The sequence below is a fragment of the Asticcacaulis sp. DW145 genome (assembly GCF_037101385.1).
GTDB classification, from domain to species: domain Bacteria; phylum Pseudomonadota; class Alphaproteobacteria; order Caulobacterales; family Caulobacteraceae; genus Asticcacaulis; species Asticcacaulis currens.
Genome location: NZ_AP029024.1, coordinates 253,698 through 272,116, shown reverse-complemented (window position 1 = coordinate 272,116; position 18,419 = coordinate 253,698). Strand labels below are relative to the sequence as shown.

The following is an 18,419-nucleotide window of genomic DNA, read 5'->3' as shown; positions in this document are numbered from 1 at the left end:
GGCAAGACTCTGACGTTCATCTTTGTTAACGCCAAAACGGTCAGGGACCGACAGCGCAGGGGGGAACGGGGCGCACCCGTGAACGCATATGCCGAGCCTGGTCGAAGTTCAGTCACTGTCGAAAAGCTTTGCGCTTCGGGCGCAGAGCCCTGACGCGGCGCGGACATTCAAGGCGCTTGATGAGGTCTCTTTCACCATGACCCGTCCTGAACGCATTGGCCTGATCGGGCCCTCGGGATCGGGCAAGTCGACCCTGTTGCGTAGCCTGTCTGGCCTTATCCTTGGGGACGCCGGATCGGGCCCTGTCACCGTGCTGGGACGAACGGTTCAGACGGATGGGCGGCTGGGGGCTGATGTACGGGCCGCGCGCGCCGATCTCGGCATGGTGGCGCAGCAATTCAATCTTGTCGGACGGCTCAGCCTGTTCACTAATGCGGCGCTGGGGCTTCTGGGGCGCATCCCCCCCATACGTGGACTGTTCGGTCTGTGGACCCCCGAAGAAAAACAACGCGTAATGCGGGCGCTCGATACGGTGGGCATAGCTGACAAGGCGTCGCAGCGCGCCAAGACCCTGTCCGGCGGACAGCAGCAGCGGGGGGCGATTGCGCGGGCCATCGTGCAGGATGCGCGCCTTATCCTCGCCGACGAACCGGTCGCCTCGCTGGACCCGGTGACGGCGCGCAAGGTGATGGAGCTTCTCGTTCATCTCAACGAAGACCGTGGCGTCGGGGTCATCGTCACCTTACATCAGGTGGACTATGCTATGAAATATTGCGACCGTATTCTGGCCCTCAAGGACGGCAAGATCGTATATGACGGTCCTGCCGATGGCCTGAACCCGGACCGCCTGAGCGAAATCTATGGCCCTGAGATCGAGCAGGCCTATTGGAGAGACCCGTCATGACCCTGTCGCGCAAGGATATGCTGAGAGGTTTGTCGGCTTCGGCGATCGCCCTGCCCTTTCTGACGTCGGGCTGTGGTAAGGTCGATCAGACCAGAGGCCCACGCACGGAAATCAGCTTCTCCATCCTCTCCACCGAAAACGCGCAGAATCAGGAACCCCTGTGGCGGCCGTTTCTGGCCGACATGGAAAAGCAGACCGGGCTGAAGGTAAAACCCTTCTTCGGCTCCAACTACACGGCGCTGATCGAGGCCATGCGCTTCAATCAGGTACAGGTCGGCTGGTTTTCCAATGCCTCCGGCCTTGAGGCCGTGCGGCGAGCCGATGGCGAGGTCTTTGCGCGCTCATCCGACCCGTCGGGCGTCGATGGCTATCAGAGCGTTATCATCGCCCGCGCCGATTCCTCGCTGACCGCCGAAGATTTGCTGAAATGCGATGGCAAGCGTAGCTTTGGCCTTGGGGATGTGAAATCGACCTCCGGAACGCTGGCGCCGATGACCTACTTCTTCCTGCCGCACAAGGTCGATCCGGCCAAGTGCTTCAAGAGCGTGCGTTCAGGCAGTCACGAGGCCAATTTTCAGGCCGTGGCCAACGGCATGGTCGATGCGGCCACCAACAACAATGCCTCGCTCGAGCGAATGGCCGAAGTATCTCCGGAAAAGCTGAAGCAGATCAAGATCATCTGGACCTCTCCAACCCTACCCGAAGACCCCATTATCTATCGCAAGGATCTCGACCCGGCGACCAAGGAAAAGATACGCTCCTTTTTCCTGTCCTACGGCACCGGCACAGACGCCGAAGGCCAGCGTCAGCTCAAGATACTGAACAACCTGATCTTTGGCGTGTTCAAGCCGGCGGACAATTCGCACCTTCTGCCCGTGCGCGAAATGGAGGCGGCCGAAGCGTTGATGAAGGCGCGCAACGGCGGCGATGCCGCCGCTATCCGCAAGGCTGAGTCCGACCTTCAGGCGATTTCTCGCGAAGCCGCCGCTCAGAGAGCCGCCCCGCAGGCCCTGCCGGATGCCCTGACCGATAAACGGCCCGACGCGCAATAATGGCCGAAACCGCTTCGCTCGACGCGCTGCGCCCGCCGCGGACGTCCTTACGGGACAAACTGCTGACCTGGGGGCTGTGGCTGGGGTTCGGCCTTTTACTGGCTCTCAGTTTCAAGGGCGCTCAGATCGGCGATCTGCCGCTTCTGGGTCGTAACTGGGGAAATACAAGCACCTATTTGCGCGACTATCTGCATCCTGATTTTTCAGACCGGACAACCATCGCCTACTATGTTCGCGAAATGTGGGTGACGATACAGGTCGCCATCTGGGGTACGGTGCTGTCGATAGGGCTGGCCATCCCCTTTTCGCTCTTGTGTGCCACCAATATCGCCCCGGCGTGGATCAGCTTCCCCGTCAGGCGCGCGATGGATATGCTGCGCGCCGTCAACGAGTTGGTGCTTGGCACCGCCTTTCTGGTGGCCGTGGGGCCAGGGCCGCTGGCCGGGGTGCTGGCACTGGCCCTGCACAATACGGGGGTGCTGGCCAAGCTGTTTTCGGAGGCGGTCGAAGCCGTCGATCAGCCGCCCATCGAAGGCGTGCGGGCCACAGGCGGTACCCGCCTTCAGGAAATCGTCTGGGGTGTGCTGCCTCAGGTCGGGCCCTTGTGGACCTCCTTCGCGCTTTACCGCTTCGAATCGAGTGCACGTTCGGCCACGGTGCTGGGGCTGATCGGGGCTGGGGGGATCGGGCAGGTGCTGTTCGACAATATCAACAGCTTCAACTATGCCCGCGTCTCGGCCATCGCCCTGATCATCATTGCCGCCGTCATTCTGATCGACATGACGTCCGCCGCCCTGCGTAAGCGACTGGTCTGAGAGCACCCGTCCGCCGTAAAAGGCGCAAACAGGAGTTCGACTATGGCGCGTTATCTGATCATTGCAGCAGGGTCCGGCATCGGACAGAGCCTTGTACAGCATCTGCGGCAAGGCGGGCACGAGGTGATGACCGCCGCCCGCAGCGACCGCACGATCGCCCCGGATTACCTGCTGGATGCCTCGGATTTCGATGCGGTGGACGCCGTGTTTGCCAAGGCTGGCAAGTTAGACGGGGCGGTCAATCTGGCCGGGTCGCTGCTGCTGAAATCCGCAGGCCTGACTAGCCGCAGCCAGTACGACGCCACCATCACGGCCTCGCTCACCACGGCCTTTGCCACGGTGCGCGCCGCCGCCCGGCACATGACCGAAGGCGGCTCCGTAGTGTTGCTGTCGTCAGCCGCCGCGCTCGAAGGGCTGGCCAATCACGAGGCCATTGCCGCCGCCAAGGCGGGGGTCATTGGCCTGACGCGTTCGGCGGCAGCCTCCTATGCGGGGCAAAACCTGCGTATCAACGCCATCGCCCCCGGTCTGGTCGAAACGCCGCTGACGGCGGGGCTGGTCGGATCGGATGCGGGACGTCGCGTGTCTGAGTCGATGCACGCCCTCGGGCGGCTGGGAAAGCCCGAAGACGTCGCGCGCGCCATTGCCTTCCTGCTCGATCCGCAAAACGACTGGATTACCGGGCAGGTGTTGGGGGTGGACGGGGGCTTAAGCCGCGTGCGCCCCAAGCTGAAAGTGTAAAAGGCTTAATCGGCATTAACCATTTAAATACCTGAATCACGGCATAAAGGCGGTATGAGCACTATCCCGCCTTCCCTGTCCCAGATGCTTCTCGGTCGCGCCGCTACACCGGCTGCCCCGCAGAAACCGGCCGCCGACGCCGCCGCGCGTTTCAACGACGCCCTGTCGGCTCAGAAGGCTTTTTTCCGTCAGGCGACGGGTCAGGCTGCGTCCATCGACCAGCCCGCACCGAAACCGGCAGGCGTTACGCCAGCCACCTTCAAGGCCGCCGAGATCGCTCAGGGCACCAAACCCGAAGACATGCAGATGCTGCGTCCAGGCAGCCTGCTGAATATCCGGATTTAGTACGAATTATGAGATCGGGGCTTCTAACACCCCCGCCACCGCATCTCGCCCGCGGTTCGGGCACCCCCCCTCCCCGGCGCGTCGGGGAGGTATGATCAGGCGTCCTGCTTTTCCGAGGCAATGCCTTCGTTCAGCGCGGGAAAAGGCAGCGGCTCCTTGTGCTTTTTACCGGCCTTCTTGCCCTTCTTTTTCTTGTCAGCTTTCTTATCGCCCTTCACCTTGCGCGGCGCCTCTTCGGCATCCTCTTCGCGCACAGCGGCGATACGGCGCAGCAGCTTAAGGAAGCTGTCGCGCTTGGGCGGGGACAGCAGGGACAAGATGCGCTCATCCGCCGCCTCGACCTTGGGCCGAATTTCAGTCAGGGCCGCACGACCTTCGTCTGACAGGCGGACCAGATTGGCGCGGGCATCAGTGGCCGAACGTTCACGCGCAAGAAGCCCCTTGGCAATCAGCCGCGCCACCATGTCGGCCAACGTAGAACGGTCAATACCTGTGGCCTTGACCAGATCGGTCTGGGTCAGGCCCTCAGACGAGTCGGCGGCCAGAAGCAGGGCGTATTGTCGCTGCGTCAGGGCACTATCGCCGGTTTCCTCGGTATAGATATCGAGGGCGATTTGCAGCACCCGATGGAGAAGATGCGACGGCGAATTTTCCAGCAAGTCCGAACCCTCGAAATGATTACGCTTGTGCTTTTTCATGCGCCGTCCCCATGCTGAACGACGCTATTTAAGCACCACTATACTACAAAATTACGACAAATCCATCCGCATACTGACGGAGTGTCCTCAGGAGGCGGACGGCTTCGTTTCCGGCAGCATATTCTTCATCAGGAAAGGGGTCAGTATCAGTGTAAAGACAATGGGTCCGCCAAAGAGTGACGCCATCTTCCACGTCACCCACACACTATCCGACTGCGTGCGCCAGACAATCTCATTGGCCAGCGCCATTACGGCATAAAAGCCGACATAGAGCCAGGTCAGCTTGGGCCAGGCCTCTTCCTTGAGCTTCAGCGTGTCTTTGATCAGGCTCTTGAGCGGATATTTTTTCATCAGCGCCGCAATCGCCAGAATGCCGCCGATCAGCAGGTTGATCACGGTCACCTTGACTTTGATAAAAACGGGATCGTGAAAGAAGATGGTCATGAGACCCATGGGAATCGCGAACAGGGTCGCCACCAGCGGAATCCACGCCACGCGCTTCTCGATAATATAGGCGGCGATCAACGCCAGCACCGAAACGACGATCAGCACACCCGTCGCCCAGATCATCGGCGCGGTGGCGTCCGTCCCACCGACCTTCAGCGCACGGAAGATGAAGAAGCTCAGGCCGAAACCGACCACCGGGCCGAAGTCAATGGCCGTTTTGGTCCAGTTGGTTGCCGCCGGTTCCGGGGCGTCGGGCACGATCGCTTCGGGCAGGGCCTCGGCCTGAGCCTCGGTGATTTCGATGCGCGGTTCAGGCTTGGGGGTAGACATTTTACTCTCCAAGGGGTTCAAGCCCGACCATCGAGCGGGCAAAAGCATTGGCGCGGAACGGTTGCAGGTCGTCGATATCTTCCCCCACGCCGATCAGCTTGATCGGCGCGTCAGAGGCCTTGGCGATCGGGACAAGGATGCCGCCACGCGCCGTGCCGTCCAGCTTGGTCATGACAAGGCCCGACACAAAGGCCTGACGCCCGAATATCTGTTCCTGACTGAGCGCGTTGCGGCCCACCGTGGCATCGAGCACCAGAAGCGTCTCGTGCGGGGCATCCGCATCGACCTTCTTAATGACGCGGACGATCTTCAACAGCTCATCCATCAGTTGCTGCTTGTTCTGAAGGCGACCCGCCGTGTCGATCAGAACGACATCATAGCCCTCTTCCTTGGCGCGCAGCGTGGCGTCGTAGGCCAGACCGGCCGCATCGGCCCCGGTTTTGCGACCCATAAAGTCAGCCTTCGCGCGTTCGGCCCATACCTTGAGCTGCTCGACGGCAGCGGCGCGGAAAGTATCTCCCGCCACGATCAGCACCTTCGCGCCCTTCGCCGTCAGTGAGGCGGCGATCTTGCCAAGAGTCGTCGTCTTGCCCGACCCGTTCACTCCGACAAACAGCACGATGTAGGGCTTGGGGCCCGACAGCGGGTCAAAGCTGTCCTCGCGGCCTTTCAGTTCCTCGGCAATGGCCTCGGCCAACGCCTCCTTAACGGCGTGGTCATCGGTCGAAGCGAATTTTTTGGCGGCCATCTTGCCCGCGATGGAGGCAGCGATATGGGGACCGAAATCGCTTTCGATCAGCATGTCCTCCAGCGCCTCGACGGCGGCAGCGTCCAGCGTTTTGTTGGCGACGAAGACGCTCGTCACCTGCTCGGTCAGTTGCTGAGAGGTCTTCGACAGGCCCTGCGTCAGGCGCGAAAACCAGCCGGGTTTTTTCTCGGTCATCAGTATCTCCCCCTCGCCCGGTGGCGGGAGAGGGTCGGGGTGAGGGGCTATTTCAGCATAGCCCGCGCGCGTTTTCCGTCATGGCCGGTAATACGCAAAGAGGCAATACCCCCGACATTTACTTTCTCTGGCGCGTCAGCGTCAAAAAGCACCTCGGTAAAGTCCGCCGCGCGGGCAAAGCCGGGCTTTTCGACAACTGCCGAGACCTCGCGCCCCACCTGCTTATCGAGATGTCGCGTCAGGGCCTCCGCCGCCTTAGCGCGCAGACGCGCGGCGCGCTCCTTGATCAGGGCGCGTGGCAGTTGCGGAATTTTCGCCGCCGGGGTCTGCGGGCGCGGGCTGTAGGGGAAGACGTGCAGGAAGGCTAGGTCGCACTCATCGACCAGAGCCAGCGAATTGGCGAAGTGCGCTTCGCTTTCGGTCGGAAACCCCGCAATCATATCGGCCCCGAAGGCCACGTCCGGGCGCAATGCGCGCACCTGCTGCACCAGTTTGATGGCGTCATCGCGCAGGTGGCGACGCTTCATGCGCTTGAGGATCAGGTCATCGCCGTGCTGCAAGGACAGGTGCAGATAGGGGGCCAGACGCTCTTCTTCGGCAAACAGGCGCAGCAGGGTGTCGTCGATTTCCGCCGCATCAATAGACGACAGACGCAGACGGTTAAGGTCGGGCACGTGCTTGAGAATACGCGCCACCAAATGCCCCAGTTGCGGCTGACCCGGCAGATCATTGCCCCAGGACGTGAGATCGACCCCCGTCAGAACCACCTCATTATAGCCTTCAGCGACCAGCCGCGAAATCTGCCCCACAACATCACCCGCCGCCGCAGAGCGTGAATTACCACGCCCGTAGGGGATGATGCAGAAGGTGCAGCGGTGATCGCAGCCGTTCTGGACCTCGACATAGGCGCGGGCGCGGTCCTTCAACCCGTCAATCAGATGACCAGCGGTTTCACGCACCGAAAAGATGTCGTTGACCGCAATGCGCGCTGAGTCGGGCGTCAGCGCGTAGGCCCCAGCCTTGGCTTTGTTGCCATTGCCGATAATGAAATCAACTTCTCCCATAGTGGCGAAAGTGTCAGGATCGGTTTGAGCCGCGCAGCCGGTAACGATTAGGCGCGCGTCCGGGTTTTCCTTGCGCGCGCGGCGGATGGCCTGACGTGCCTGACGCACGGCCTCGCCCGTCACGGCGCAGGTGTTGAAAATGATAGCTCCGTCGAGCCCGTCTTCAGCGGCGACCTTGCGAATCTGTTCTGACTCGTAGGAATTGAGACGGCAGCCGAAGGTCACCACCTCGACACCCGATGTCAGGCCCGTGGGTGTGGCAGGCGGTTCTGCAGGAACCTCTTCGTTGAGATGGGCATGACCGTCAGCCATTGAGCTGGCCTTCGAATTCGACCTCGACCGGCCCTGTCATAATGACGTGGTCGTCCGCTTGCCGCCACAGTATATGCAGCGGACCTCCATCCATAATAACCGTGGCGTGGCGGTCGCTCAGGCCGCGTCGCGCGCAGGCGACCAGGGTGGCGCACGCCCCGGTGCCGCAGGCTTTGGTAATACCGGCCCCGCGTTCCCAAACCCGCATACGGATGGTGTTGCGGTCGATAACTTGCGCAAACTCAACATTCACCCCTTCCGGAAATAAGGGATGGTTTTCGATCAAGCTGCCCGTGCGTTCGACATCGACCGCCGCCACGTCTTCAACAAAGAAGACCACGTGCGGATTGCCCATCGAGACGGCGCACGGCGTGTGATAAAGCGGCGCGTCGATTGGCCCGACCTGAAGCTCCAGCCGTTCGGTATTCATTTCTTCCGACAACGGAATCTGCGTCCAGTCGAGGCGCGGCTCGCCCATATCAACGCTCGCCATGCCGGTTGCCGCATCGCGCTCCAGCACCTTCGCTGTCGTCGCGCCCCCCAAGGTGTCGATGTGAAGGTCCGCACCGGGGGTTTCGCGGTCAAGGTACCAGCTCACGCAACGCAAGGCATTGCCACACGTTTCAACCGTGCCGCCGTCGGAATTCCACACGCGCATGAAAGCGTTACCCGATGCCGAGCCCTCGATGGCGATAAGCTGATCGAAGCCGATGCCGGACGCACGATCCCCCCACGCCTTCACCTGAGTGGCTGAGGGGCTAAAAGGGGTCTGGCGGGCATCGACGACCACGAAATCGTTGCCGAGGCCGTTCATCTTGAGAAAAGGGCGCGTCATGTGTCAGACGGCTCGCGGTTGGCCCAAAACCGGACATCCACTTTCGGGCGCGAGCCTTTGGCCGCTATATAGTCCCAAAGCCCGTTAAAATGTAGGCTTTTGTGGAAATTCTTGCTAACCGGGAGGCATCCAACAAAAAAATCGAGGAGCCTCCCCCATGCCCAAAGCCTATATCATCGCACAGGCCAAGGTCACCGACCCGGAATCCTACGCCAGATACGGCGCTGGGACGAAAGCGCCCGCCGAAGCCTTCAACATGACGCCGCTGGCGCGCGGGGGCCGCTCGCAGGTGCTGGAAGGTGAAGGTTTCCCGCGCGTGGTGATCCTTGAGTTCCCGTCTTATGAGGCCGCACTGGGCTATTACAACTCGCCGGAATATCAGGCCGCCCGCGAACACCGCCTGAACGCGGCTGAATTCAACATGGTCGTCGTCGAAGGCGTGGAATAGCCCATCCTGCGACGCTCTGTCGCAAAATGCGACACAAAAAATAAGCCAATAATATCAACATATTTTATCCGAATCGGTGCGCCGCCCCTGCGATAGGGTGACGGCGCACCGTTTCGCGTAACGCCGTGAACCTTTGTTTATAATCTGAGGCACAGGATACGCCCAAAAGCGATCTGATCAGGGAAGTGCCTCATGTTTTTCAGGAAGACGACTGCCGCCACGGTCCGTGCCCCTGAGCCGATTTTCGAAGCGGCCCCGCCACCCCAGTCCATGCCGCCCTCTGAGACCATCCGCATCTTACGCAGCGACAGCCGCCTCGGCCAGATCACCCCCGAACAGTTCCGCTTCGGGGCACGGCCCGCTGCTCTGGTACTGGCCTTTGTGTCGCCGCACATCGCCTTTGAAGAGGTCTGCCGCCGCCTCAAAAGCCTTGCCGGTGACGCACCGCTGATCGTTTCCACCTCCGCCGGTGAACTGTGTGCCCAGAACGGCGAAGCCCCCTACTGTCCCGCAGGCAATGGCTGGGACAATGTGGTCATTCAGGTCTTTTCGCCGGACCTGATTGCCGGGGTCAGCCTCCACAGCGTGCCGCTCTACTGCGATGACATCCGCAAAGGACAGGCCACCCTGTCGCGCGCCGAACGGGTGGACAAGATCGCCGAGGCCCTGAACCGTTTGCCACCCACCACGCCGATCAGCGCGCAGGAGACCTTCGCCCTGACCTTTGTGGACGGCGCCTCGCTTTCCGAAAGTTATTTCATGGAGGCCGTCTATAAGAGCGGGCGCTTCCCCTGCCTGTTTGTCGGGGGGTCGGCCGGCGGCAAGATGGACTTTCAGAAAACATGCCTGTTTGACGGGCAGCGCGTGCTGGAAAACCACGCGGTCTTTGCCCTGGTCCGCATGGCCCCCGGCAAGCGCTACGGCGTGCTGAAAAGTCAGAATTTCCGCAAGATCGGACCGGCCTTCGTCGTGGTCGATGCCGACCCCAACAAGCGCACGGTGAGCGCCATCTACGATTCACAGCGCAATCAGGTGGTGCCCTTTGTTGACGCCCTGTGCCAAGCTCTGCGCATCAAACCGTCAGAATTGGAAAAGACCCTAGAAGGCCGCGCTTTCGGTATCGAAATCGACGGCGAGCTGTTCGTGCGCTCAGTGGCGCGGATCGACTTCGAGAGCGGCAGTGTGACCTTCTATTGCGATGTCGGATCGGGTGACGAGCTGATTCTGCTGGAAACCACGGATTTTGTCGAGCAGACGCGCAAGGATGTAGCTCAGTTCCTGCGTGGCAAACCCAAGCCCGTCGGGGCGCTTCTCAATGACTGCATACTGCGTCGGGTGACCAATGACAACCGCCTCAGCCAGACAGGTGGCATATGGCCCGCCCCCGTGGCCGGGTTTTCGACCTTCGGCGAACTGTTCGGCATCAATATCAACCAGACCCTCAGTGCGATCGTCTTTTTCGACGTGGGACAGGCCGCCTATCAGGATGAGTTTATCGACAACTTCCCGATCCACTACGCGCGCTTTGTCAACTATTTCGCCCGTTGCAAGCTCAACCGCGCCGAAATTCTCAACAGGCTGCGCACCGGGGTTATCGACACCATCGCCCAACACGTCGGGCTGACCGGCAAGATCGAGTCCGCCCTTACCGAGATCGGAGACGTGGGCAAGGTCATGGACGGTATCAAGCACGCGATGGACAGCGACCGTCGCGCCGTCGCCGCTCAGGATAATCACACCGAACAATTGTCGCAGGAGTTCAGTACACTGAACACCGCCCTGTCAAACCTGCGTCAGGTCCTGTCTGTCATCGACTCCATCACCTCGCAGACCAATCTGCTGGCGCTTAACGCCACGATCGAAGCGGCGCGCGCTGGTGAGGCCGGACGCGGCTTTTCGGTGGTGGCAGGGGAGGTCAAGAAGCTGGCCAGCGATACGAAGTCAGCCCTGACCCACACGCAGTCGGCTATCGGCGGCATCGAGGCTTCGCTTCAGCAATTGGGCGGTATCATCGAAGCAACGCGTACGCAGTTCGGCGAGGAAAGCCAGCGCTATCGCGACACGGTCGCCCATATCGAGGACATCTTCGCCCAGAGCGGCCATATCGAACGCACCCTGGGTGGGCTCAACCACGTCGTCGAGGAACATCACGAGGGCATGTCCGAGGTCAGCCGCTCGATCGACTTTCTGCGCAATCTCGATCAGCGCGCGCGAGCCTGAGAAAAAAACCCCGCCGGAGTAATCCGGCGGGGTTTTGTATTCCATTCTCAAAACGGTTTAGTGGACCGTTTCGATATATTCCTCGGCGCGTTCGGCCAGGATGGTTATGCCTTCGGCATTGACATCCGCGAAGCCGCCGATGACCTGAAACATGCGCTTCTGGTCGCCGTTGAGGATGGTCACCGTACCTTCGGTCAGGGTCGTCATCAGCGGCGCGTGGCCCGCGAGAACGCCGAATTCACCTTCAGAACCCGGTGCGATGACCTGATCGACGTCACCGGCAAAGAGTTCCTTTTCCGGGGTCACCAGCGAAACGTGAAGTTTGTCAGCCATATCCGGCGTCCCTTAATCAGTGGGCCGCCGTAGCGGCTCACCCTTTACCCAAATGAGAAAATTTTCGACGGGCCGGCCCTGGAAAATTTTCACCTTGTTGATCCCACTTGAAAGTCGGCGGGCGAGGCCCGTGACTTTCAAGTGAAGTGCTTAGGCTTCCGCCGCCAGACGTTCGGCCTTGGCGATGGCTTCTTCGATGCCGCCGACCATGTAGAAGGCCGCTTCCGGCAGGTGGTCGTAGTCACCGTTGCACAGACCCTTGAAGCCCTTGATGGTGTCTTCGATCTTCATGAGAACCCCAGGAGTACCCGTGAAGATTTCAGCCACGTGGAAGGGCTGCGACAGGAAGCGCTGGATCTTGCGGGCGCGGGCCACGATCAGCTTGTCTTCTTCTGACAGTTCGTCCATGCCGAGGATGGCGATGATGTCCTTCAGAGCCTTGTACTGTTGCAGGATTTCCTGAACGCGCGTGGCAACCTGATAGTGCTCTTCACCGACGATGCGCGGATCGAGGATACGCGAGGTCGAGTCAAGCGGGTCAACGGCCGGATAGATGCCCTGTTCGGCGATCGAACGCGACAGAACGGTCGTAGCGTCGAGGTGGGCGAACGAGGTGGCGGGCGCCGGGTCGGTCAGGTCGTCGGCGGGCACGTACACGGCCTGAACCGAGGTGATCGAGCCCTTCTTGGTCGAGGTAATACGCTCTTGCAGCTTGCCCATTTCGGTGGCGAGCGTCGGCTGATAGCCCACGGCCGACGGAATACGGCCCAGCAGAGCCGACACTTCCGAACCGGCCTGCGTGAAGCGGAAGATGTTGTCCACGAAGAACAGCACGTCCTTGCCTTCCTGATCGCGGAAGTACTCGGCCTGAGCCAGACCGGTCAGGGCGACGCGGGCACGCGCGCCGGGAGGCTCGTTCATCTGACCATAGACGAGGGTGCAGCGCGAGTTACCGCCGCCGCCGTGCTCGTTCACCTTCGACTCGATCATTTCGTGATAGAGGTCGTTGCCTTCGCGGGTACGTTCACCAACGCCGGCGAACACCGAATAACCGCCGTAGGCCTTGGCGATGTTGTTGATCAGTTCCTGAATGGTCACCGTCTTGCCGACGCCAGCACCGCCGAACAGACCGATCTTGCCGCCCTTGGCGTACGGGCAGATCAGGTCGATGACCTTGATGCCGGTGACGAGGATTTCAGCCGCCGTGGCCTGATCTTCGAAGGCCGGGGCGTCGGCGTGGATCGGGTTGAAATAGGTGGTTTCGATCGGACCGGCTTCGTCGATCGGCTCACCGATGACGTTCATGATGCGGCCAAGCGTCGCCGGGCCGACCGGCACGGTGATCGGGGCACCGAGGTCAGTGACTTCCTGACCGCGAACCAAACCTTCGGTGGCGTCCATGGCGATGGTGCGCACGGCGTTTTCGCCGAGGTGCTGGGCGACTTCGAGCACCAGACGCGCGCCCGAGGCGGTGTTGGTGGTTTCAAGCGCGTTCAGGATGGCCGGCAGGTTGCCGTCGAACTCGACATCGACGACGGCGCCGATGACCTGAGAGATGCGGCCCTTACCGGCCGTAATTTGCTGATGAGCGGTCATGGGAGTGTCCTTAGAGAGCTTCGGCACCGGCGATGATCTCGATCAGTTCGGTCGTGATCTGGGCCTGACGTTTACGGTTGTATTGAAGATTGAGCGCGTTGATCATCTCGCCCGCATTGCGCGTCGCATTGTCCATGGCGCTCATCTGGGAGGCATAGAAGCCCGCATTGTTTTCCAGAAGCGATGACAGGATCTGTACCGTCAGATTGCGCGGCAGCAGGGTTTCGAGGATCTCTTCTTCCGACGGCTCGTAGCTATAGACCGCGCCACCGGAGGTGTCTTCGGAAGAGGCTTCGATCTGAGCCGGGATCAGTTGCTTCGCCGCCGGGACCTGAGAGATCACCGACTTGAACTGGCTGTAGAAAAGGGTCACGACATCGGCGCGGCCTTCGTCGAATTCCTTGAAGATGGCTTCGGCGATGGGCTGAACCGTCGTGAGGTCCAAAGCCTTGCCCAACTCGAAGCTTTCGACGAACGACTCGCCGAACAGACGCTTGAGCTGATCACGGCCCTTACGGCCCACGGTAATCACGCGCACCGTCTTGCCTTCGGCCAGCAGCGCGCGGATGTGGTCACGCGCGGCGCGGGCAATGGCCGAGTTGAAGCCACCGGCCAGACCGCGGTCAGCGGTCGCTACGACCACGAGGTGCTTTTGCGTCGAACCCGTACCGGCCAGAAGCAGCGGCGCGGCGTCGCCCGACACACCCTTGGCGAGGTTGGCGATAACCGAGGCCATGCGCTTGGCATACGGGCGCGCGTTTTCCGCCGCATCCTGAGCCCGCTTGAGCTTGGCGGCGGCGACCATTTGCATGGCCTTGGTGATCTTCTGCGTGGCTTTCACGCTTCCGATCTGATTGCGCATGTCCTTAAGACTTGCCATGAAAAGATTCCCTCAAAACAAAATCTTCGATTTTATTTTGGTTCATATCGGCGGATCAAATCTTAGGGCGGCCCTGCGATTTGATCCGACTTTTTAAGTCATGGCCTGAGATAAATTCAGGCCATATTCTCAGGCGAAGTTGGCGGCGTAGTCGGCCACGATGGCCTTCAACTGCTCTTCCAGCTCCGGCGTCAGGGCCTTCTTCTCGCGGATGGCGGTCAGAAGATCGACGTGCTTGCCGCGCAGAAGCGACAGGAACTCACGCTCGAAGCGACCCACATCGCCCACCGCGACCTTGTCGAGGTAACCGCGGGTACCTGCATAGATCACCGCCACCTGCTCTTCGACCTTCAGTGGCGAATATTGCGGCTGCTTCAGAAGCTCGGTCAGGCGCGCACCGCGGGCCAGCAGGCGCTGGGTCGCGGCGTCGAGGTCCGAGCCGAACTTGGCGAAGGCTGCCATTTCGCGATACTGGGCCAGGTCGCCCTTGATCGAGCCGGCGACTTGCTTCATCGCCTTGATCTGAGCGGCCGAGCCGACGCGCGACACCGACAGACCAACGTTCACGGCCGGACGGATGCCCTGATAAAAGAGGTCGGTTTCGAGGAAGATTTGACCGTCGGTGATCGAGATCACGTTGGTCGGGATGTAGGCCGACACGTCGTTGGCCTGGGTCTCGATGATCGGCAGGGCCGTCAGCGAACCGGCGCCGTTTTCGTCGTTCAGCTTCGCGGCGCGTTCCAGCAGGCGCGAGTGCAGATAGAAGACGTCGCCCGGATAGGCTTCGCGGCCCGGCGGACGGCGCAGCAGCAGCGACATCTGGCGATAGGCAACGGCTTGCTTCGACAGATCGTCATAGATGATCAGGCCATGCATACCGTTGTCGCGGAAGAACTCGCCCATGGCGCAACCGGCGAACGGCGCGAGATATTGCAGCGGGGCCGGTTCCGACGCGGTGGCGGCGACGATGATGGTGTAGTCGAGCGCGCCGTTTTCTTCCAGCGACTTGACGATCTGGGCGACGGTCGAGCGCTTCTGGCCGATGACGACGTAGATGCAGTAAAGCTTGGCCGACTCGTCGGTACCGGCGTTGGCAGCCTTCTGGTTCAGGATGGCGTCGATGGCGACGGCAGTCTTACCAGTCTGACGGTCGCCGATGATCAGCTCGCGCTGGCCACGGCCAACGGGGATCAGGGTGTCGATCGCCTTGATGCCGGTCTGCACGGGCTCGTGCACCGACTTGCGGGGGATGATGCCGGGGGCCTTGACGTCCACGCGGCGGAATTCTGTCGCTTCGATCGGACCCTTGCCATCGATCGGCTCACCCAGCGGGTTGACGACGCGGCCCAGAAGGCCCTTGCCGACCGGCACCTGCACGATTTCGCCAAGGCGACGGACTTCATCGCCTTCGCGCACTTCGCGGTCTTCGCCGAAGATAACGACGCCGACATTGTCCTTTTCGAGGTTCAGGGCCATGCCCTTCACGCCCGCCTTGGGGAAGGAGACCATTTCACCGGCCTGAACCTGATCCAGGCCGTGCACGCGGGCGATACCGTCACCGACCGACAGAACCGAACCGACGTCCGAAACGTCGGCTTCTTCGCCGAAACCGGCAATCTGAGCTTTGAGGATGGCCGAAATCTCGGCAGCACGAATGTCCATTGGCATGCTCTTTTTGGCGTCTTACGCCCGCTTGAGGGCAAATTTGAGGGAGTCGAGTTTGGTTTTAAGCGAAGCGTCGAACAGGCGCGAGCCGACGCGAACCTTGAGGCCGCCCAGCAGCGACGGATCGACCGTCTGGCTAAGGACAGGGTCTTGACCGAGCGCGGTACGCAGCGCGGCCTGAAGACCGGTCACCTGCTCATCGGTCAGGGCCGTGGCGGAAGTGACGACCGCCGAGACGATACCCTTCTTGGCATCGTATAGGCGGGTGAAGGCGGTGATGAGGCCGAAGACCTGATCTAAACGGCCATTGTGCGCCATAAGACCCAGCGCCTTGAGCGTCAGGGCGTTCGGCGTGGCCGTGTTGAGAACGGCGGTCAGGCCCTTCAGCTTATCTTCGGATTTGAAGGCATGGGAGGTAACGAGACGGCGCAGATCCTTGCTTTCGATCAGCAGCGCCTTCAGGGTCTTAAGGTCCGCCTGTACCGCATCGAGGTGACCGGCGGTGTCCGCCAGTTCGAATACGGCCTTGGCGTAACGCTCACCGACCTCTGTCTCTCTAAAAATATCGCTCACGATAACTTCCAGCCAAAGAAATAAGTGGAATGGGCTTTTCCGGGAGCCGGCGGGGCGCACTAAAATCACAGGCGCGCAAAAGCGACCGGCCTTTCAAGCCGCGCGCCTCTTAGCATGGGGTCTGACCCACCGCAACTAACCAAAAAGCATTTTTCACTTTTCTGTGACCATGCGCCCTTCACAGGTCGTGTCGCCTTTTTTCAGCCACAAGGCTGTTTAGCGGCAAAAAATGCAGATGGTATCGCGCGCAATCGATTTCGCGGTTATGCGAAACATTGTCGGCTTACGCCATAGCGTCTATTGAGGTCGTCTGTCCCTTCCCTTTCCGAGAAAGCCCTTATGGACCTTATGGCCCTTTTGTCCGACCCCGCCGTCTGGGCGGCCCTTATCACCCTGATCGTGATGGAGGTGGTGCTCGGCATCGACAATCTCGTCTTTATCTCCATCCTCTCCAATAAACTGCCGGAACAGGACCGTCAGAAAACCCGCCGTATCGGTATCGGGCTGGCGCTCATCATGCGTCTGGGCCTGCTTTTGACCATCGGCTGGATCATCGGCCTGAAAGCTGAGGTGTTCAACCTGGGGCTGGTCGGCCCGCTGGGCGAACACGGTGAGCCGATGTTTGAGACGTCTTTCTCGTGGAAGGACATGATCCTGATCGCCGGGGGCCTGTTCCTGGTGTGGAAGGCGACCAAGGAAATCCACCATACGGTCGATCCCGCCCCCACCCACGACGTGATGGACGCAAAGAACGCCACGATCAACAACGCCGGGGCCGCCATCGTGCAGATTATCCTGCTTGATCTGGTCTTCTCGGTCGATTCTATCCTGACGGCGGTCGGCATGACTGAACACGTGCCGGTGATGATGGTCGCCGTAGTGGTGGCGGTTCTGGTCATGCTGCTGGCCTCGGACCCGCTGGCAAACTTTATCGAAAAGAATCCCACCGTGGTCATGCTGGCACTGGGCTTCCTGCTGATGATCGGTACCGTGCTGATCGCCGAAGGCTTCGGCGTCCATGTGCCCAAGGGCTATATCTATGCCGCCATGGCCTTCTCGGCGATGGTCGAAGGCCTCAACATGCTGTCGCGCGGTGCACAGAAGAAAAAGGCCGCGCAATCGCCCGATCCGCATATCTGATAGCGAAGGCAATCGAAAGCAAACGATGCCCCCGGCCCGCCACCGGGGGCGTTTTGCGTCTTCAATACTCGGTTAAGCCTGTTGCGTTAAGCTAACCGCGTTAGCAGAAGGCTCAACAGATGACTATTGGCACCCTTGGCATCAGCGGTCAGAACACCGCGTCCGCCACCCTGAGTGACCTGAACGACCGGCTGAAACTGGCTAGGGCCCAGAAGGCCGAGGCGCAGAAGACAGCCGCCGATACTCTGAACGAGATGCCTAAAAAAACGCGCGACGATGCGCGAGCGCGCGCCAAGGCCAAGGTGATGCAACTGGTCGAGCGGCTGAAGATCATCAAGGAACTGGGCAAGAGCGACCCGAAAATCATGGCCAAGATGCTGGCCAATCTGATGAAGGAGCTGAAGGCCGCGGTGAAGGACTATGCCAAGGCCGGTGGCAATGACATGGATGTGAGCGGTTTCAGCGCGGCCCAAAGCGCGGCCAGCCAGCCCGTCCCCAACTCAGACACAGAAACACAACCGGCGGAGCCTGCCGAAGAGGCCGGTTTCACAGACGACACGGACTCCGTGTCGGAGGATAAAGCGGCAGAGGCTAAGCCCACCGCTGAAACGAATGCCCTAGGCGAAGCAACCGCTCCCTATATCCCGACCGCTGCCGACATAAAGGGTGCCGCCGAAGCCTATGTGAAGACCGAGCGTCAGCGCGCTGAGGGCGAGCTGATGGAGGTCAACGACTTCATGAAGCAGGTGCGCGGTCTGGTGAAGGTGGTGAAGGACCTGTTTGAAACGGCCAAAATCAAACTGGCCTTTCAGAAGGTAGACAAGGACACGGTCGAAGCCTTCAAATCCTCGGGTAAGGATATGGAAGAGATCGACAAGGTTCTTCTGGACCTCAACAAGGGTCTGGATGACGAACGCGCCGTCTATGGTCCCCGCGCCGCTATTTATGCCTGATACCAAGCGTCATTGAAAATGACCCTTGGTATGCGTTTCGAGAGTTTCTCATATCGCTGACACATATAAGAAATTCTCGAGTTTTTAACGGCCGGATGCCGTTAGCATCTTCGGCCGTTGGTATA

Annotated in this window: 19 protein-coding genes; 9 read left to right on the top strand and 10 right to left on the bottom strand. The window is 60.6% G+C overall.

Annotated features, from left to right (window positions below; translation table 11 throughout):
• The first annotated feature begins 88 nt into the window (after window positions 1–88).
• From AACH73_RS01250 to AACH73_RS01230, 5 genes are read left to right on the top strand one after another with little or no spacing between them, the layout of a single operon-like run.
• Window positions 89–904 (top strand): phosphonate ABC transporter ATP-binding protein, encoded by an 816-nt coding sequence (locus AACH73_RS01250; RefSeq protein WP_338735159.1) that lies wholly within the window; start codon window positions 89–91, stop codon window positions 902–904.
• Entirely contained in the window at window positions 901–1,956 is a 1,056-nt protein-coding gene (gene phnD / locus AACH73_RS01245; RefSeq protein ID WP_338735158.1) for a phosphate/phosphite/phosphonate ABC transporter substrate-binding protein, read from the top strand. The genes AACH73_RS01250 and phnD overlap by 4 nt, the downstream gene beginning before the upstream one ends.
• Window positions 1,956–2,771 (top strand): phosphonate ABC transporter, permease protein PhnE, encoded by an 816-nt coding sequence (gene phnE, locus AACH73_RS01240; protein ID WP_272739915.1) that lies wholly within the window; start codon window positions 1,956–1,958, stop codon window positions 2,769–2,771. Before phnD ends, phnE begins: the two co-directional genes overlap by 1 nt.
• A gap of 42 nt (window positions 2,772–2,813) precedes the next feature.
• Entirely contained in the window at window positions 2,814–3,512 is a 699-nt protein-coding gene (locus AACH73_RS01235) for an SDR family oxidoreductase (RefSeq protein WP_272739914.1), read from the top strand.
• Window positions 3,513–3,566: 54 nt separating this feature from the next.
• Window positions 3,567–3,857: a hypothetical protein gene (locus AACH73_RS01230; RefSeq protein ID WP_272739913.1), complete on the top strand. Its 291-nt coding sequence runs from the start codon at window positions 3,567–3,569 to the stop codon at window positions 3,855–3,857.
• 95 nt (window positions 3,858–3,952) lie between these two features.
• On the opposite strand, the gene AACH73_RS01225 is transcribed toward AACH73_RS01230, so the two are convergent.
• From AACH73_RS01225 to dapF, 5 genes are all read right to left on the bottom strand, one after another.
• On the bottom strand, window positions 3,953–4,555 hold the full coding sequence (locus AACH73_RS01225; protein ID WP_272739912.1) for a MarR family transcriptional regulator: 603 nt from the start codon (window positions 4,553–4,555) through the stop codon (window positions 3,953–3,955).
• Window positions 4,556–4,642: 87 nt separating this feature from the next.
• Window positions 4,643–5,332 carry a septation protein IspZ gene (locus AACH73_RS01220; RefSeq protein ID WP_272739911.1) on the bottom strand — a complete coding sequence of 230 codons (690 nt, stop codon included), beginning with the start codon at window positions 5,330–5,332 and terminating at the stop codon, window positions 4,643–4,645.
• Window position 5,333: 1 nt separating this feature from the next.
• The gene (gene ftsY, locus AACH73_RS01215; RefSeq protein WP_272739910.1) at window positions 5,334–6,275 is read right to left on the bottom strand and encodes a signal recognition particle-docking protein FtsY; all 942 of its coding nucleotides are present in this window, start codon (window positions 6,273–6,275) and stop codon (window positions 5,334–5,336) included.
• A gap of 47 nt (window positions 6,276–6,322) precedes the next feature.
• On the bottom strand, window positions 6,323–7,651 hold the full coding sequence (gene mtaB / locus AACH73_RS01210) for a tRNA (N(6)-L-threonylcarbamoyladenosine(37)-C(2))-methylthiotransferase MtaB (protein ID WP_272739909.1): 1,329 nt from the start codon (window positions 7,649–7,651) through the stop codon (window positions 6,323–6,325).
• Window positions 7,644–8,486 (bottom strand): diaminopimelate epimerase, encoded by an 843-nt coding sequence (gene dapF / locus AACH73_RS01205; RefSeq protein WP_272739908.1) that lies wholly within the window; start codon window positions 8,484–8,486, stop codon window positions 7,644–7,646. The genes mtaB and dapF overlap by 8 nt, the downstream gene beginning before the upstream one ends.
• 157 nt (window positions 8,487–8,643) lie before the next feature.
• Between dapF and AACH73_RS01200 the strand changes: the two genes are divergently transcribed.
• Both AACH73_RS01200 and AACH73_RS01195 read left to right on the top strand, forming a co-directional pair.
• Window positions 8,644–8,934, top strand: a complete 291-nt coding sequence (locus AACH73_RS01200) for a DUF1330 domain-containing protein (RefSeq protein ID WP_272739907.1) — start codon at window positions 8,644–8,646, stop codon at window positions 8,932–8,934.
• Window positions 8,935–9,126: 192 nt separating this feature from the next.
• Entirely contained in the window at window positions 9,127–11,154 is a 2,028-nt protein-coding gene (locus AACH73_RS01195) for a methyl-accepting chemotaxis protein (protein ID WP_338735156.1), read from the top strand.
• A 57-nt stretch (window positions 11,155–11,211) separates the two neighbouring features.
• Here AACH73_RS01195 and AACH73_RS01190 read toward each other — a convergent pair whose 3' ends face one another.
• The 5 genes from AACH73_RS01190 to AACH73_RS01170 form a co-directional block, all read right to left on the bottom strand.
• Window positions 11,212–11,487, bottom strand: coding sequence for an ATP synthase F1 subunit epsilon (locus tag AACH73_RS01190; protein WP_272739905.1), 276 nt, complete (start codon window positions 11,485–11,487; stop codon window positions 11,212–11,214).
• A 150-nt stretch (window positions 11,488–11,637) separates the two neighbouring features.
• Window positions 11,638–13,083 (bottom strand): F0F1 ATP synthase subunit beta, encoded by a 1,446-nt coding sequence (atpD, locus tag AACH73_RS01185; protein ID WP_126421871.1) that lies wholly within the window; start codon window positions 13,081–13,083, stop codon window positions 11,638–11,640.
• Window positions 13,084–13,093: 10 nt separating this feature from the next.
• Window positions 13,094–13,963: a F0F1 ATP synthase subunit gamma gene (locus AACH73_RS01180; protein ID WP_338735155.1), complete on the bottom strand. Its 870-nt coding sequence runs from the start codon at window positions 13,961–13,963 to the stop codon at window positions 13,094–13,096.
• Between the two features lie 129 nt (window positions 13,964–14,092).
• Window positions 14,093–15,625, bottom strand: a complete 1,533-nt coding sequence (gene atpA, locus AACH73_RS01175; protein ID WP_126421875.1) for a F0F1 ATP synthase subunit alpha — start codon at window positions 15,623–15,625, stop codon at window positions 14,093–14,095.
• 21 nt (window positions 15,626–15,646) lie between these two features.
• A complete protein-coding gene (locus tag AACH73_RS01170; RefSeq protein ID WP_272739903.1) occupies window positions 15,647–16,201 on the bottom strand; it encodes a F0F1 ATP synthase subunit delta in 555 nt (184 codons plus the stop codon).
• A gap of 339 nt (window positions 16,202–16,540) precedes the next feature.
• Here AACH73_RS01170 and AACH73_RS01165 point away from each other — a divergent pair, with 339 nt between their 5' ends.
• Both AACH73_RS01165 and AACH73_RS01160 read left to right on the top strand, forming a co-directional pair.
• Window positions 16,541–17,341: a TerC family protein gene (locus AACH73_RS01165; protein ID WP_338735154.1), complete on the top strand. Its 801-nt coding sequence runs from the start codon at window positions 16,541–16,543 to the stop codon at window positions 17,339–17,341.
• A gap of 119 nt (window positions 17,342–17,460) precedes the next feature.
• Window positions 17,461–18,294, top strand: a complete 834-nt coding sequence (locus AACH73_RS01160) for a hypothetical protein (protein WP_338735153.1) — start codon at window positions 17,461–17,463, stop codon at window positions 18,292–18,294.
• Window positions 18,295–18,419 lie beyond the last annotated feature (125 nt).